Below are 15954 nucleotides of genomic sequence, written 5' to 3'. Positions count from 1 at the left end.
CTGGCACGATTCTCCAAGCTGGTGTCGTTCCCCCAAGTGCAGAGCGTGTGGTCCCAAATTGGGCCCAGAGCGCCTCAGACCGTGAGGCCCAACGCTTTCAGCCGTCCACGCAGGCCGGACGACATGACCTCGGCGGGTTGCTGGTGGTTGCCAATCGTTGCTGACCTGTGTCTACCGTGATCGAAGATCGTGACAGACGCCGCCCCCGGCGTTGGACCTTCCTCGTAGGCCTGGTGCTATGAGGTGCCACACAGCTTCGATCATGCTCCGTTGGCCCGCGCCCCGGATGAGCGAAATTTCCCTCACTGGAGGTTGGCAACGCAATGTCAAGCATATGTTTACAGAGGGATGGAAGACGGGTACGGCACAGGCACTGTCGATCCATGGGGGGCTCATGCGGGTTTCGGAGTACTACAACCTTGGTCGCCAGCAAGGCACCTTGGATTTCGTCGACGTTGACACGGTCGTTGACGTGCCCGTCTACATCGACCCCAGCACTATTCGCCACCTCTCAGATGACTGGGGCCAGGAGTGCATCGTCATGCTGGCTACATTCTTCGACAGCGTTCTGGACGCCGTCCGTCACGGAGATAAGGGGCGCGCAGCTTATCTTTTGGGCAACCTCGGCGAGCCCAACGAGACTCATCTCGGAATTTCTAAGGGGAAAAGCGCCGGAAGAGGTTTCGGCAAGCAGATGAGCGAGGATTTTGCAGCGAAGCTAGCCGCAAGTCAAGCCGCAAAGTCCGGGCTAATTGAAGACCTGGAAGACACCGCATTCTTTATTGACAAGGTCGATAAGGACATAGTTTCCGACATTACAACGAATATAATCAGAGGGCCACTCATTGCCTACACGCAGCAAATAGCTGCGGTCTTCAAGATTCCACTAGTCGAGGGAGTTGATAGCGGCCCGGTCTGGAATCCACATTCGCTCGAGTGGGAACAGGAGTATATCAAACTTCCTATTGCCGAAGGCGAAAAGCTTCTACTTGTTCCCAAGTTGATCGTCCGACGCGATCTCCACTTGTCGCGCGGGGAGTACTATAAAAATCATCTGGTGCCCGCCCTGCAGGCCGAAGAGGAAGCGGACCCAAGGAGTAAATTGGTTAGAGTCCTAAAGAATGGGACGAAGAAGGTTTATCGACAAGACATCGAGGGGGCATACGGGAGCTCCAAGGCCGATGTGAGGAGGGAGACTCTGAGTAGAGCATCCGTATATCACCATTACAAGGAGCTGAAGAGGGCAGTTGCTCCGCATCCGATTTCGCATGATGAACTGAGCGCAGTAGGAAATACGGAGCCACCAGACTACGGGGCGCTTCTCAAGGAAGTGGTTGATACTCCGACAGGAAAGGCCGATGCCAATCTGTATCACGCGCGCGTCGAAGCTCTAATGAGCGCGCTCTTCTATCCATCTCTGGCAATGCCGGAAATGGAAGAGGAGCTCCACGAGCGTCGAAAGAGGGTTGATATTTCATATACCAACAACGCCACCGATGGATTCTTTCGCTTCCTGTCCAGGCACAAGATTCCGTCTCGATACGTCTTCATTGAATGCAAGAACTACGGAACGGAAGTTGGGAATCCCGAGATTGATCAACTTTCATCCCGATTTTCTCCGCTGCGAGGGAAATTTGGCATCCTGGCCTGCCGGTCTTTCGCCGACAAAGAGCGCTTCTTGAGTCGGTGTCGCGACACTGCGCTAGATCACCGTGGTTTTGTAATTGCCCTGGATGACGGCGACATGAAACAACTTGTAGACGATGTCCTGCTAGTTCTAAATGGGCCTCCTCCCCCGCCCGCCGAACCTGGAGTGCAGCCATATATTCATGAATATCCACTGCTTCATAAGAGGCTCAAGGCTCTGATGAGTTGATATCGCCAGGCGGCATTGTTCCAACGGTTGAAGTGGCTCAATAATTGAGCATCGTGCCTGCGTAGATATCGGCCGATCCCCGACCAGGGAAATCGGTCGGGGACGGGCGGCGACCACTCTCCACCAATTCTGCCTGCAGTGGCAACGCTCGATTACCTAGAGACCGTCCTCCCTGACCTCGATCTCGTATGGAAGCGTAGTCAGCGCGGAGAGTTGCTCCGCCACTGCTTCACGAACGTCGCCAGGCAGCGACGTCACGACCGTGGTGATGTCGTCCGGGTGGTTGGAGCGGTAGACCTCCACGGGACCGAAGGGGCCGGTTACCAGGGCCCATAGAGCCTGACGAGCTTCGTCAAGAACGTCGTTGCGCACGGTCATTGAGACGATGGTGCGAAGGGCCATGATGACTCCTCTTGACAGGGAACTGTCTGTTAAGCGTCGCCCGCCGGCACTCGCACCGCATCTTGACCCCAGGACCATGGCTGTTGCGCAATACTCAGTCACGCCTAGTGACCTGAGTCAGAGATTCGGTGGCAGTAGGCGGCGACCTTGTCGAGGATCTCGTCAGCGGTCTTCGTCCAAATGAAGGGCCGGGGTTGGTCGTTCCAGTCGGCCAGCCAGGTTCGGACGTCGCGTTCGAGGGCTTGGACGGAGCGGTGGACTCCGCGCTTGAGTTTCTTCTGTGTGAGCTCGGCGAACCACCGCTCGACCAGGTTCAGCCACGACGCACTTGTGGGTGTGAAGTGCAGGTGGAAGCGCGGGTGGGCCAGCAGCCACTTCTTGATCTCGGGTGTTTTGTGGGTCGCGTAGTTGTCGAGGATCAGATGCACCTGGAGCCCGGCCGGGACTTCCTTGTCGAGCTTGGCCAGGAACTTCTTGAACTCGATGGCCCGGTGGCGGCGGTGCAGTGATCCGATCACCTTGCCGGTCGCGACCTCGAGTGCCGCGAAGAGCGTCGTGGTGCCGGCGCGAATGTAGTCGTGGCTGCGGCGTTCTGGAACGCCGGGCATCATCGGCAGCACCGGTTGTGACCGGTCCAGGGCCTGGATCTGCGACTTCTCGTCCACGCAGAGGACCAGGGCCTTCTCCGGCGGATCGAGATAGAGGCCGACGACATCGCGGACCTTGTCGATGAAGAACGGGTCCGTCGAAAGCTTGAAGGTCTGCGAGCGGTGCGGGGCCAGGGCGAACGCCCGCCAGATCCTTGAGACCGTCGACTGCGACATGCCCGTGGCTGCGGCCATGGAACGGGTCGACCAGTGCGTTGCGTTCTTCGGCGTCTCCTCGAGCGTCCTGACGATCACTCGTTCCACATCCGCGTCGGTAATCTTCCGCGGGACACCCGGCCTGGGCTCGTCACACAGGCCGTCCAAGCCGTTCTCCAGGAAGCGCCACCGCCAGGTGCGGACCGTGTCCGGAGCGATCCGCAGACGACGGGACACCTCCATGATCGAGTGACCGTCCGCGCACTCCAGCACGATCCGCGACCGTTGAGCCAACGCTTGCGCGGTTGTGCGCCGACGCACCCAGCCCTCCAGCACGGCCCGCTGGGGCTCAGTCAGTAACAACGGCGGAATCTTCGGACCCGGACGGCTCATACCGAACTAACGCCAAACCTCCGACTCAGGTCACTAGTGGCACGTTGTCGGATCGACACAGTCGGACCATCCGAGAAGTCCTCTTGCTTCCCCCACCACAGGGTTTCTGGCTGCTATCCCGTCTGCCGTCGTCCCACACTCTGTGGAGCGGGCGTGGTTCAGGGCGTCAAGGTGGAGCGCCCCGCTGGACGAACGACCTTGACGCCCTGGGCCGCGGCTGCTCGGCTCTGCCTGGGACGTCGGCAGGCGGGATGGCAGCACCCCACCCCCACCACGAACTGCCGGCAGACGCCAACCGAGTTGCCGCTATCCCAGAGTCTGAGCGCCCCCGCCGGAGGCATCGTCCGCACCTTCATGGTTGGCAATCCGCGTCACCGCTCCTGACCCAGCCCGGACCTGTGTTTCCCCCACCTTGTGGGCGCGGACGGCGACCGGCGCGGCCAGCCGGTGGCGCAGACATGGAGGCGGGCCGCGCCGGGCGACGGCCGGCGCCGCCGCGCTGTGCGCGGCCCTTTCTCTCTCTGAGAGAAGACTGCCTTACAAACCTGAGAGGCCCGAGGCTACGGGCCAGCGGCGAGCGCAGCGAGTCGCCTTGAACCCGTAGAGAAGGTTGTTACTCGGTCAGCGATGCAGTTGCCACAAGGGCGCTGCGTACTGCTCGGGTCGGCTGGTGATGAGAAGGTCGCGCAGACCGGAGCGCTGGTTGCCGTTGAGGCCGAGGGCTTCGGTGAGACGGCGGAAGGTGGTGTGGGTGATTCCGCGGCTGGTGGCGGCTTCCTCGAAGGCGTCTAGCTGGGGGAGGACTTCGGCGGCGTCCAGCGTGCCCGCGGTCTGGGTCGTGAGCCACGCAGCCTTGTTGCGCTCGTAATCGATCTCTGAGTACCCGCAGATTTCCCGACTCTGCTGCTCGGCTTCTTCGAGGCTGCTCGTTGCCAGGATCGCTCGGGCCAGCCTGTTCCGGTTCAGGGCGTCGTCCAGGTCGGCCATGTAGACGTTCGGGCCGTCGTCCGTGAGCGGAACCGCGACCCCCGCATCCCGGACTTCACAGCGCCCGCGGATTCCTCGCGCAGTGGCCGCGAGCATCGCGGTTGCTTCGGAGGGGTGCCAGTCCAGGACGCTGCTGATGGGCTCGACGTCCTTGGCGCTCAACGAGTGGACGCACGGCCCAAGGCGGTCGCGCAGATCGGTGGCGGGGATCTCTCCGTCCAGGCCGGGGCCGGCGACCAGTAGACGGATCGGAGCGTTTACCTGGGCGCTAGCGGCGAGTGTGAGGGCATCTCCGAGCGGGCTGCGGAGGGTGGGTTCGTCGCCCTGGGCGAGGATGTCGCCTCCGACGTCCAGGAGGTCGATCGACTCGGGGGCCAGGTGCTCGATCAGCTCTTCGAGCTGGCGGGTGATGCCTTGGGCGCCGTGGTGGGGGTCGATCAGTGCGAACGTGTGCGGGAGTTCGGCCGCTAGCCGGGGGAGTGTCGACCCGGCCGGCGCGACCGGTTGCGAATCCGCGGCGACGCTCCACACGTGAGGGGTCAGGGGTCGCAGCGCCGTGAAGTTGGCCGGCCCTCGCGGTCCCGGTACCGGGTCGACCAGGAGACGGTCCCACGCGTAAGTGAGGATCACGGCCGGTTCCCCGTGGCCGTACAGGGCCGAGTCCAGCATTGCGGCGGCGACTGCGTCGCCCCCTCCTCCAGCTGCCACGATCAACCGCGTCACGCCGCCAGCGTACGGGGTGGGCACCTGGCCACTGACCCTATAGTGGCTAGAGGTAATAGCCACTTTGACGGGAGGCTGCGATGCCGAAGATCGAGGAGGCCCAGCCCAAGTACTTGCAGATCGCGCACTTCATCCGCGATCAGATCCTGCGAGGAGACTTGCGGCCTGGGGACGAAGTTCCGTCCGAACGGCAACTGGCGGCCAGTTGGAGCGTGTCGCGGCCGACCGCGGCTCGGTCGCTGTTGGCGTTGAGTCATCAGGGCCTGGTCGAGAAGCGCCAAGGTTCGGGAACCTACGTGCGGAGCCTTGAGGTCAACCGCCGCGCTCGGGAGCTCTACGGGCGGGCGCGTCAGACCGGCAACATCTACACCCCCGGTGAATACGCCGTGATCACCTCTGCGGGCTGGCTCGATGCGCCTGAGCACGTTGCCGCAGCGCTCAGTCTGGGCAAGGACCGCAAGGCTGTGCACCGTCGGCGGATCACCAACAACGAGTCTGGTCCGATCACCCTGTCGACCTCGTGGTTCGCCCCGGACGTGGGGAGGTTGGCGCCGAAGCTCATGGATCCTGACCGCATCCGTGAAGGCACTTTGATGTACGTCGAGCAGATGACGGGACGTCAAGGCAGCTACGCGGAGGACCGGATGTGCGCCCGGCAGGCAACGGACGAGGAGACCGCTGACCTGTCTCTGCGCCCGTCGTCGGCTGTCCTGATTGTCCATCACGTGGTCTACGACATGCAGGATCAGCCGCTGGAGTTTGCCGAAGCGACCTACCCGCCGGACCGTTGGGCCTTCGAGCAGGGCTACCCGTTGGCATGACATTTGGGCTGGAGGTCGCCGAATCGCTTGCACCCACAAGTGGCTAATGCCACTATCCATCAAGTGGCTAATGCCACTTGATGGAAGGGGGCACGGCGTGAGCAGTGAGCCGTTAGGCGACGGAGCACGTGTTGGCTGTCGCGGGTGTCGTGGGCGGGGCTGGAAGCGCGTCAGCTCGCGCACTGATCTGGCGCTTTCCACTGCCAACGACCGTGCCCGTCCGACAGTCAAGCGGCGCTGCCTGGACTGCGACGGAACCGGTAAGGAGTAGACGCGTATGAACGACGCCACCGAGGGATGCGGCTCGCCTGATCAGGAACTCCTGGGAGCCATGACCCTCTACCCGCTGGCGGAGTCCGTTCCCCGGGCCCGTCGGTGGTTCCTCAAGTTCATCGAACCGCACGGCATCGCCTGCCCGCTGGACGACTGCCTGTTGATGATCTCGGAACTGGTGACCAACGCGATCCTCTACGGGCGGGCCGAGGAACCCTGGCTTGTCCGGGTCGAGTGGTCGCGGGTGGGGACGAGGCTCCGCGTCGATGTGCACAATGCGGGCTTGCCCGCCTGCGTCCGTATGCGGCGGCCGGCTGCGGATGTCGCTCATGGTCGGGGCCTGTGTTTGGTGAACGCTCTGGCTGACTCGTGGCATGTCGGGCCGAGTCTGTTCGGCGGAACGGTCGTCTCCTTCGTTGTGGCTGATGCCTGGCAATCCTGACGCCCGGCTACATCTACACGGAGAACGTGGATTAGTCTGGTTGACCAGTTGACTTGACTGATTCCGACAGGCGGCGTCCATGGCGTATGAAGTGGCGGCACCGAAGTACGTGCGGCTCGCGCAAACGATCCAGGGTCGGATCGAGGACGGATCCTATCCGCCGGGTTCGCTGGTGCCGAGCGAGAATCAGCTCGTCCAAGCCTTCGGGATGTCCCGACCGACCGTCGTGCGGGCCTTGGAACTGCTGAAGCGGGATGGATGGCTGGAGTCCCGTCAGGGGTACGGCACGATCGTCCGCCGCCGCCCTGAGGTTGTCGAGCGGAAGGACCGCCGAGGGCAAGAGGCGCTGGAGCGCGACGAGTCGCAAGTCGGCCGGCTCGTCCAGGTTGACATGGTGCCCGTCCCGGCCCGCGTCGCGTCGTTCCTCGGTGTTCCTGGGCGGACCAAGGTGCTGATGCGCCGCCTCGTGGTCGAGGAGGACGGTGAGCCGATCGAGCTGGTCTCGGCCTATTTCCCTGCCGGCCTGGCCGAAGGGACGGAACTGAGCGCGTCCGAGCCCTTGAGCGGTAGCTCGCGGGAGCACCTGGAAACGCGCAAGCGCGTGCGCTTCGACCACGTCACCGAGCGTGTGTCTGCGCGCTTGCCTGCCGCTGAAGAGTCGGAGCTGCTCGGCCTGGCTGTCGGCGTCCCTGTGCTGAGCGTCCTGGTCGTGGCGTGCGACGTCTCGGGGCAGGCCCTGCAGGTGGTTGACGTCGTGATGCCGGCGGACGGACAAGAGCTTGAGGACACCTACCGGCTCCACTGACAGGGCTACCGATGACCTGTCTCAGCGAAGTTTGTCGACCGAGTCGCACTGAACTGCATGGACTGGTTTGGGTGAGACAGGGTTCCCGGGTTGATCGCCCAGTTCAGACTCGGCGCGAGGCACTGTCGACGGTCGGCGCATGATGGCCGTCATGGAGAACGCAGTCGAGAAGATCAAGGTCTGGTTTCGGTTCGTCCCTCGCGAGGGCTGGTTCCCGCAGGACACCGAGGGCTTGTGGGCACGGAAGATCGGTGTCGATACGGCCAGTGTGCAGAACGCCCCCTTTCTCCAGGATGGGGTGGCCGAGGGCGACGTTGTACGGTTCCAGACCGACTCCAACGGGATCCACTGGGCTGTCGGCCGTGTCAGTGCCTCCGGCAACTGCACGATTCGCATAGTGCCCGTCCCTGCCGGCCCCCTGGGATGCAGCCCTCAGGCAGTGCATCAGCGCATTGCAGTGTTCGGCCTCGGAGGCGAGGTCTTCAGCGAGGAGTTCCCCATGGTGGCCTTCACCGCACCGGCCGACGCGGACTTCGCCGCGATCAAGGCACTCCTGATTCAAGGAGAAGAGCAAGGATGGTGGCACCATGAAGTTGGCTGCGGCACCGACGAGTGGTGGAACGCCTGAGCTCTGGCGAGGTCTCAGCCTCGGAAGACCCACCACGGCCGGTACAGCCGCCCAGCACCCCCAGCGCGATGAACCACACGACTAGGTCAGCTGAGACGAATCGCGAAACGACTGGGTCGCTGAGTAAACGCCTAGATTGGATGAGAGCGGTCAACCGACGAAACTGACCTGTCTCGGCGAAGTTTGGTGAGTCTCATCGAAGTTGACCATCAGGGTGGAGCGGTTTGTCCTGGCCGAGTACAGACGCCATGATCGCGGGATGGCTGAGGAGACGGTTGTCGAGAAGACCTGGCGGCTCATGCTGGAGGGGCATCCCACGGCGCGACGGGGAGAGCCCGTAGTCATAGAGGCTGCCTACGCTGAACCTCGGCTGCGGGCCTTGTTCCCGTTTCCGGGCCACGGGGCGCTCACCTTTCACCGCAACACGCAGTTCCCATGGAGCAACGACCTGCCGTTCATCGTCGGCGACGCGCAATCGTGCATCGTGTACGCGCCACTGGGTGCGTCGCCGCGTGTCTTGGGCGAGTCACTCACACCTAATGAGGCGGCCGCTTTGGTGGTGGCCCACCTGCCGCACGACTGTGGGCCGGCCTTCGAGGGGCCGTGGCCCCCAGCGGAGAGCTCCACCGACTGAACCAGCCGCAGAGCAGCAGCCGCCGTTCCGGTCAAGCTTCGCTGAGACTGGTCAAGCTTCGATGAGATGGGTCAGAAACTCGCTCACCTGCGGTCCGTTCTGGGTTGGTGCGCCGAAACCCGCGCCTTCTGGTGGGTCTTCCCGACGGGCGAGTCTCTGCCCGAGCAGTCGGTCGAGCACCCAGGCGCTTGCCGCAAGCACCCGGTGTCGGCCAGCACCTGTCTCGTCGGCGAATGCGGTCACTCAGCACCTACAGAACTACGCGTATCAATGTCAGTCCTCGTTCATAGGATCACGGCATGTCTGATGCCTTCACGGTCCTGTGGACCCATGAGACCTGCCGCTCCCTGCGTAAGGCTGGCCGCGTGGGCGAGCGGCCGGCGGTTGCCTTCAGCGGCGTCCATTCCTCCCTGCCCGCTTGGTCTGGTGCCCGCGTTGGGGATGAGGTGTATGCGCTGCACGTCAACCAGCGCGAGGTGTTCGTGGTGAGCCGGATGCGGGTGATCGACATGGAACGGCGCGACTGCTGCGGCACCGCGGCCGAGACGTGGCAGGATCCAGCCTTTCCCGGGCACGGCGACTGGTCGATGCTCGGCGCCGGTGGCTGCGGCGCCGCAGCCGTGCACGTGGACTCCACGCCCGTACGTTTCGATGTGCCGATCCCCGGCGACCTTCTGGTGAGACTTACCTGGCGTAACCGCCGGGGGCAGACCCGCGGTCTGAAATACGTGGTGGACGGACGTCTCGGGCGCTCGATCAGTCTCCAGGGGTTTTACCGTCTGACCCCCGAGTCCGCCGGCGATTTGGCGGAGATCGTCGGCAAAGCCTTGCGTACGACGGCCTGAAGCGGCGTCATGTCGGCTCAACTGACAGTCCGGGATACGTAGTTAGCATCTTCGTCACTTGACAAGTCAACCTGGCTTCCTTATTTTTGAACTTGCTAAGTCAACCTGTCAGGTTGATTGATTGGCTCAACTAGAGGAGAAGCACTGTGCGTTCCATCCGAGTGGAGACCGCGTCGGCGACGATCCTGCTGACCGAGGCTCCGGAGAAGAAGGTCAAGGACCGGCAGACCGGGGAGATCGCGGTGGACGCGGTCTCGGGGGAGGTGCTGATGAAGCTGAGCGTCGTCTACATCTGCGAGGGCGAATCGGCGCTGGTCCAGGTGACGGTGCCGCAGAGTGGCGTCACCGAGGGCCTGGCGCTGGGCTCGCCGGTGTCGCTGCCCGGGTTGGTGGCACGGCCGTGGGAGTCCGTGTTCAACGGGCAGTCGCGGCACGGCATCGCCTTCCGGGCCGCCGCCGTCGTCCCGGGTGTGCTGGCAGTCGAAGCGGACGGGGCTGCGGCCTGATGACGGACCTGGTGACGCTGCTGGAGGTGGGCGGTCCGATCGTGGCCGTCGGTGGTGGGGCCGCGTATGCCCGCGCCCAGCACCCGGCTGTGTACTGGTCGGCGGTCGGCCTGCCGGTCTCCACGGCCCGGCTGCTCGCTTCATACGGGTCGGTCATGGAGGCGTGCGGGCTGACTGTGGCCCCGTCCCGGCTCCGCATGCTGGCGGTGCGGGCGGCCACGCGACGGGAGGTTCGGCCGGTGCCTCCCCGCCGGGGGATCATTCGCCCGGCCTCGACCGGGCTGCGGCTTCGGTTGCGGCTGGCCCCGGGGCAGGAGCCGGCGGACGTAGCAGCCTCGGCGGAACGGCTGCGGCATGCCTGGGGCGTGCACGCGGTGTACGTGTCGGAGATCAAGCCCGGGGTGGTGGAACTGCGGCTCGTCGGCTTCGACGTGCTGCGGAAGGTGCGGATGCCCCGTAAGACCGAGGGCGGGTTCCTCAAGGTGCCGGTGGCGCTGCGGGAGGACGCGACCGCGTTTGTGCGGGACTACCGGGCCATCCCGCACCAACTCACCCTCGGCGCAACGTTGTCGGGCAAGTCCATGTTCCTGCGCCATCTGGTCGCGGGGCTGGCTCCTCAGCTGGTGGCGTTGGTGGGGATCGACTGCAAGCGGGGGGTGGAGCTGGCGCCGTTCGCGTCCCGGCTGTCGGCTCTGGCCACCGATCCCGATCAGGCGGCCCGGCTGCTGCCGGTGCTGGTGCAGGAGATGGAGGACCGCTACGACCTGATCAAGGCCCGGCAGGGCATCGCGCCGGGTATCCCGGACGAGGAGATCACGTCCGACATCTGGGGCCTGCCGGAGCACGAACGCCCGGTGCCGGTGGTGCTGTTCGTCGACGAGGTGGCTGAGCTCTTCATGGTCGCCACGCGCAAGGACGAGGAACGGCGGGACGAGATGGTCACCCAGCTCATCCGGCTTGCCCAACTCGGCCGCGCCGCCGGGATCTACCTGGAGGTGTGCGGGCAGCGCTTCGGCGCCGAACTGGGCAAGGGCGCCACCATGCTCCGGGCCCAGTTGACGGGACGTGTCTGCCACCGCGTCAACGACGAAGCCTCGGCCAAGATGGCGCTGGGGGACATCGCCCCCGAAGCGGTCGGCGCCGCCTGCTCCATCGCTCCCGAACGGCCCGGCCTGGCCGTCGCCGGAGACACTTCCGGCGGCTGGTCCCGCATCCGCACCCCGTATCTCTCCCTGAGCGATGCCGCGGCCGTCTGCAACGACACGGCGGACCTGGTGCCGGACCTGCCCGCGCTCACGCCCTTCCGGCCTGAGGTGCCCATACGGCCGGTCAAGGGCCCGGTCCCGGTGGTCAAAGCCCACCCGGTAACCGACTGATCGGCTCTTCGCCACGGTCGGCGTGACCGCATCGCGCCAGGTCCCTACCCCCGCCATGCCCGAAACCGAAGGAGGGAACCCGTGCGCGCCCTGCTGGCCCGTGTCGACGCTGTGCTCGTGCAGGCAGCCATCGCCGCCGCACTGTCCTTCGCCCACCTGCACGACATCGCCTCCGCCGCCGGGCAAGACGGCTGGAAAGCCTGGGCCTACCCCGTATCGGTCGACCTGCTGCTCGTCGCGGCCTGGCGCCGCCTGCGCTCCGGATCCGCCAAAGCCTCGGGGTGGTGCTGGTTCCTCATCGCACTCACCGCATCCCTCGGCGCGAACGTCGCCACCGCCGGGCTGCTGGACGTAACCGACACTCCGGCCTGGCTGCGCATCCTCGTCGCGGGTTGGCCGGCCATCGCCTTTCTCGGCGGAACCCTCCTCGCCCACAACCCCTCAACCGCTGCTGAAAGCGACTCCACCTCATCCGACCCCGTGCAGGAGGCGAAGGTGACCCGCGTCGATCAGACCGGGCCGGCGCCCGAACTTCCCGCGCCGCCTGCGCCATCCGCCACTCCCGCACCGGCGGCGCCGAACGTCCCGGCCGCCCTGGTGGAGCACGCCCGCAAGGTGGCCGCCGAGCACCGCACGCGCACCGGTAGGCCCATCGACACTCCGACCCTGCGGGTCCGCTTGGGCGTCCCGGCTCCGCTGGCCGAAGCCATCGCCGCCCGCCTTTGAGAGGAGAAATTCCATGCCCGCGAACCGACGATTTCGCCAGGTGATCCGGATCGGCCCCGTCCAGGTCGGCACCGCCTACGACGGCCGGGGCCGGGAGAGGCACACCGCCGCGTGCACTGCTCCGCGCTGCGGCTTCTCCACCGACTACGACAGCCGCGCCGCCGCCGAACTGGCTGCCCGCACCCACCGCTGCTCCGCCCGCTGAAGGGGCTCGCCCTATGACCGTCACGCTTGCGCTGGTCTTCGTCCTGGGCGTCATCGCCTGGGCCGCAATCAAGTTCCTCGGGGTCCGTATGTGGGTCGCCGTCGTCATCGCGCTGTTCGGCTTCTGGCTTTCCCACACCGTCCTCGCCCCCGCCGTCGAGTCCGGCACCCGTACGGGCGTCGACGTCGTCAACGGCACCCACGACTGAAAGGAGATCCACCCCATGCTCCGCCCCAAGCTCCCCGACGCCCCGCCCGCTCCGGCCGCATTCGTGGCCCGTAGGGACGAACAAGCGGCGGCCTGCACCTGCCACCAGTCGTCGACCCATGCGCCTGCGAGGGCTGACCACTGGCGGATCTCGCCCCACGTCGCCCAAGGAATCGGGGCCGTCGCGGCCGTGCTCGTGGTCGGCGTCGTTCTCACCGCGCTCCTGGCCACGGTCGCCATTACGGCCCTGGCGGTCGCCATCGCGGCCGTGGTCCTGCGCTCGCTGGTGAACGGCCGGCGAACGCGCTGATCGGCCTACCGGGGCGGCAATACGCCGCCAAGCATCCCGCCGTCCCGGTAGGTCCCGCCCTCCTCAACCGAAGTCGAAAGGACTCCACCATCATCACCCGCGACACCCCACCGCCGGTGGGTGAACTCGGCACGCTCGCTTCCCTGGGCACCCTTCCCGCGCTCCTGCGTCAGCTGTCCGGTCTGGGCGGCTGCACGCACCCCGTCCGCCTTGACGGTCACCGCACCGAACACGAACTCGACACCCGGACCGGCGAGATCGGCAGGGTCCTGCACCATCTCGACTCGGCCGGCTTACCCGCCGGGAACCTCCTCGTTCGCTGCAACAACCGCCGCACCACCCGTTGCCCCGCCTGCGCCGAGACCTACCGGCGCGACACCTTCCACCTGGTTACGGCCGGGCTCCGGGGCGGCAAGGGCACTCCCGCCACGGTCGCCGGTCACCCCTGGGTCTTCGCCACCTTCACTGCCCCTGGCTTCGGCCCGGTCCACAACCGGCCCAAGAGCTCCGGCGGCGGCACACGCCCCTGCCGCTGCGGCGCCTGCCACGACCAGGACGACCCCGCCCTTGGCAGCCCCATCGATCCCGCCACCTACGACTACGAAGCCGCCGTCCTCTGGAACGCACATGCCGGGGCACTCTGGCGGCGGTTCTCCATCTACCTCCGCCGCGAGATCGCCAAGCGCGCCGGACTCACCCAACGCACCTTCCGCGACCACGCCCGCGTGTCCTTCGCCAAGGTCGCCGAGTACCAAAAGCGCGGCGCGGTCCACTTTCACGCCGTGATCCGGCTCGACGGACCGGAGGGCGGCGACACCGCGCCCCCGGCCTGGGCACCGCCGAGCTGCTGACCGACGCGATCCGTGCCGCGTCGACTGCCGCACACGTCTCCGGCCCTGTGGTCGACGGTCGCGCGCACGGCTTCGCCTTCGGCCGCCAGCTCGACGTACGCGTCATCCGGTCTGCGGACCTCGACGGCGGCACCGCTCTGACCGACCGAGCGGTAGCGGCGTACATCGCCAAGTACGCGACCAAGGGCGCGGAGATCACGACCGGCACGCTCGACCGCCCCCTGAAGTTCCTCGCCGAACTCGCACAGGCCCGCCTCGGCGACCACGCCCGCCGCATGATCCGCACCGCGTGGACCCTCGGTGGGCGCAAGGACCTGGAAGACCTCCGCCTGCGGGCCTGGGCGCACATGCTCGGCTTCCGCGGCCACTTCTCGACCAAGACCCGCCGCTACTCCACGACTCTCGGCTCCCTCCGCAATGCCCGCGCCGAATGGCGTCGCGCCCAAGCCCTCGCCACGTCGGACACCGATCGGACCGAGGAGACGACGTACGTCCTCGCTCATTGGACGTTCGCCGGCACGGGGCTGTGCCCCACCGAGCAATGGCTGACGGCATCACTGACCCCTGCACCCGGCACGGAAGGTGAACCCACCCATGGATGAACTGGCAGCGGCGCAGGCGCCGTTCGATGGCCTATTCGCTGGCGATCCGCCGTTGGTCCTGCTGACCGTCGAGGAGGCTGCCCGCCGCCTGCGTATCGGTCGTACGACGTGCTTCAAGCTTGTGCAGGTGGGGGAGATCGAGTCGGTGACCGTTGGCCGTCTCCGCCGCGTTCCGATCGAGGCTCTGCCCGCCTTTGTGTCCGCGCTGCGTCGTCGCGCGGCTGAAGCAGCGTGCGCGAGGGGGCGGGCATGACGGAGCAGAAACGCACGCGCCAGCCCAACGGCGCCTCGTCGATCTACCTCGGCCAGGATGGGAAGTGGCACGGACGCGTCACTGTCGGCGTCAAGGACAACGGCACGCCGGACCGCCGGCATGTGGAGCGGAAGACTCAGGGCGAGGTCATCAAGGCCGTCCGAGAGCTGGAGAAGCAGCGCGACGCCGGCACCGTACGGAAGCCCGGCAAGCCCTGGACGCTCAAGACGTGGCTCTCCCACTGGATCGAGAACATCGCGAAGCCGTCCGTCAGCGAGAACAGCTACGACGGCTATGAGGTGGCCGTCCGGGTCCATCTCATCCCCGGCCTCGGCGCGCATCGGCTCGACCGGCTGGAGCCGGAGCACCTGGAGCGCTTCTACAAGAAGATGCAGGACAAGGGGAGCAAGCCCGCGACGGCTCATCAATCCCACCGCACGCTGCGGACCGCGCTCGGCGAGGCGGTGAAGCGCGGGCACATCTCGATCAATCCGGCGGAGATCGCCAAGGCTCCGCGGCTCGAAGAGGAAGAGATCGAGCTGTACACCGCCGAGGAGGTCCAGCGCCTGCTGTTGGAGGCTGCGAAAGCTCCCAACAGTGCCCGATGGGTCCTGGCCCTCGCGCTCGGGCTCCGACAGGGGGAAGCTCTCGGACTGCGCTGGACTGACGTGGACCTTGAAGCGGGATACATCCGCACGCGCAAGAACCGGTTACGCCCGAAGTACGCGCACGGGTGCGAGAAGGGGGAGTGCGGCAACAAACCTGGCTACTGCAAGCAGCGCACCCAGGTCCGGCGCGAGACCAAGCCCACGAAGTCCCGCGCGGGCCGGCGGACGATCGGGCTCCCGGATGAGCTGGTGAAGCTGCTCCGCAAGCACAAGGAAGCGCAGGCGCGAGAGCGCGAGCTGGCGGGGGAGGGGTGGGCCGACAAGGACTACGTGTTCACCAAGGCGGATGGTGAGCCGCTGATCCCGAACACCGATTACCACCACTGGAAGCGGCTGCTGAAGGACGCCGGGGTGCGGGACGGGCGACTGCATGACGCACGTCACACCGCGGCGACGGTGCTCCTGCTGCTCGGCGTCCCGGATCGGATCGTTGACTCGATCATGGGATGGGAGCCGGGCGGGGCAGCCAGGATGCGCGCCCGGTACATGCATGTCACGGATCCGATGTTGAGGAACGTCGCGAACCAGGTGGGCAGAGCTCTTTGGGGTTCAGCCGAGGATGCGGCGGACGATGATCCGTCCGAGCCGCCGGGGAGCTCTGCCGGCCCCAAGTGAGAC

Annotated in this window: 18 protein-coding genes and 1 pseudogene; 16 read left to right on the top strand and 3 right to left on the bottom strand. The window is 65.9% G+C overall.

Features of this window, described 5'->3' with window-relative positions; translation table 11 throughout:
* Positions 1-334 precede the first annotated feature (334 nt).
* Positions 335-1876, top strand: coding sequence for a hypothetical protein (locus LNW72_RS19605; RefSeq protein ID WP_250976591.1), 1542 nt, complete (start codon positions 335-337; stop codon positions 1874-1876).
* Positions 1877-2032: 156 nt separating this feature from the next.
* On the opposite strand, the gene LNW72_RS19600 is transcribed toward LNW72_RS19605, so the two are convergent.
* The 3 genes from LNW72_RS19600 to LNW72_RS19590 form a co-directional block, all read right to left on the bottom strand.
* Complete coding sequence (locus LNW72_RS19600; RefSeq protein ID WP_250976590.1) at positions 2033-2278, bottom strand: hypothetical protein; 246 nt, start codon at positions 2276-2278, stop codon at positions 2033-2035.
* A 104-nt stretch (positions 2279-2382) separates the two neighbouring features.
* Positions 2383-3474: an IS630 family transposase gene (locus LNW72_RS19595; protein ID WP_250976589.1), complete on the bottom strand. Its 1092-nt coding sequence runs from the start codon at positions 3472-3474 to the stop codon at positions 2383-2385.
* Positions 3475-4095: 621 nt separating this feature from the next.
* Entirely contained in the window at positions 4096-5184 is a 1089-nt protein-coding gene (locus tag LNW72_RS19590) for a DUF1152 domain-containing protein (protein ID WP_308401986.1), read from the bottom strand.
* Positions 5185-5264: 80 nt separating this feature from the next.
* Here LNW72_RS19590 and LNW72_RS19585 point away from each other — a divergent pair, with 80 nt between their 5' ends.
* The 15 genes and pseudogenes from LNW72_RS19585 (at position 5265) to LNW72_RS19515 (ending at position 15951) form a co-directional block, all read left to right on the top strand.
* Positions 5265-6005: a GntR family transcriptional regulator gene (locus tag LNW72_RS19585; RefSeq protein WP_250976588.1), complete on the top strand. Its 741-nt coding sequence runs from the start codon at positions 5265-5267 to the stop codon at positions 6003-6005.
* 277 nt (positions 6006-6282) lie between these two features.
* Complete coding sequence (locus LNW72_RS19580; RefSeq protein WP_250976587.1) at positions 6283-6720, top strand: ATP-binding protein; 438 nt, start codon at positions 6283-6285, stop codon at positions 6718-6720.
* 79 nt (positions 6721-6799) lie between these two features.
* On the top strand, positions 6800-7525 hold the full coding sequence (locus tag LNW72_RS19575; RefSeq protein WP_250976586.1) for a GntR family transcriptional regulator: 726 nt from the start codon (positions 6800-6802) through the stop codon (positions 7523-7525).
* Between the two features lie 139 nt (positions 7526-7664).
* Positions 7665-8153 (top strand): DUF4265 domain-containing protein, encoded by a 489-nt coding sequence (locus tag LNW72_RS19570; RefSeq protein WP_250976585.1) that lies wholly within the window; start codon positions 7665-7667, stop codon positions 8151-8153.
* Between the two features lie 259 nt (positions 8154-8412).
* On the top strand, positions 8413-8787 hold the full coding sequence (locus LNW72_RS19565) for a DUF6193 family natural product biosynthesis protein (RefSeq protein ID WP_250976584.1): 375 nt from the start codon (positions 8413-8415) through the stop codon (positions 8785-8787).
* A 299-nt stretch (positions 8788-9086) separates the two neighbouring features.
* A complete protein-coding gene (locus tag LNW72_RS19560) occupies positions 9087-9632 on the top strand; it encodes a hypothetical protein (protein WP_250976583.1) in 546 nt (181 codons plus the stop codon).
* 146 nt (positions 9633-9778) lie between these two features.
* On the top strand, positions 9779-10138 hold the full coding sequence (locus tag LNW72_RS19555) for a hypothetical protein (RefSeq protein ID WP_250976582.1): 360 nt from the start codon (positions 9779-9781) through the stop codon (positions 10136-10138).
* Positions 10138-11514: an FtsK/SpoIIIE domain-containing protein gene (locus LNW72_RS19550; RefSeq protein ID WP_250976581.1), complete on the top strand. Its 1377-nt coding sequence runs from the start codon at positions 10138-10140 to the stop codon at positions 11512-11514. Before LNW72_RS19555 ends, LNW72_RS19550 begins: the two co-directional genes overlap by 1 nt.
* 81 nt (positions 11515-11595) lie before the next feature.
* Positions 11596-12240, top strand: coding sequence for a DUF2637 domain-containing protein (locus LNW72_RS19545; protein ID WP_250976580.1), 645 nt, complete (start codon positions 11596-11598; stop codon positions 12238-12240).
* A 13-nt stretch (positions 12241-12253) separates the two neighbouring features.
* On the top strand, positions 12254-12445 hold the full coding sequence (locus tag LNW72_RS19540; protein ID WP_250976579.1) for a mobile element transfer protein: 192 nt from the start codon (positions 12254-12256) through the stop codon (positions 12443-12445).
* A 13-nt stretch (positions 12446-12458) separates the two neighbouring features.
* Positions 12459-12653 (top strand): hypothetical protein, encoded by a 195-nt coding sequence (locus LNW72_RS19535; RefSeq protein ID WP_250976578.1) that lies wholly within the window; start codon positions 12459-12461, stop codon positions 12651-12653.
* Between the two features lie 15 nt (positions 12654-12668).
* Positions 12669-12962, top strand: coding sequence for a SpdD protein (locus LNW72_RS19530; RefSeq protein WP_250976577.1), 294 nt, complete (start codon positions 12669-12671; stop codon positions 12960-12962).
* Between the two features lie 116 nt (positions 12963-13078).
* Positions 13079-14415 (top strand): annotated as a pseudogene (locus LNW72_RS19525) (replication initiator).
* The gene (locus tag LNW72_RS19520; RefSeq protein WP_250976576.1) at positions 14408-14668 is read left to right on the top strand and encodes an excisionase family DNA-binding protein; all 261 of its coding nucleotides are present in this window, start codon (positions 14408-14410) and stop codon (positions 14666-14668) included. Before LNW72_RS19525 ends, LNW72_RS19520 begins: the two are co-directional and overlap by 8 nt.
* Positions 14665-15951, top strand: coding sequence for a tyrosine-type recombinase/integrase (locus LNW72_RS19515; protein WP_250980229.1), 1287 nt, complete (start codon positions 14665-14667; stop codon positions 15949-15951). The genes LNW72_RS19520 and LNW72_RS19515 overlap by 4 nt, the downstream gene beginning before the upstream one ends.
* Positions 15952-15954 lie beyond the last annotated feature (3 nt).

Origin of the sequence: Streptomyces sp. RKAG293, assembly GCF_023701745.1 — a bacterium.
GTDB lineage: Bacteria > Actinomycetota > Actinomycetes > Streptomycetales > Streptomycetaceae > Actinacidiphila.
This window is presented reverse-complemented; position numbering and strand designations above follow the sequence as displayed.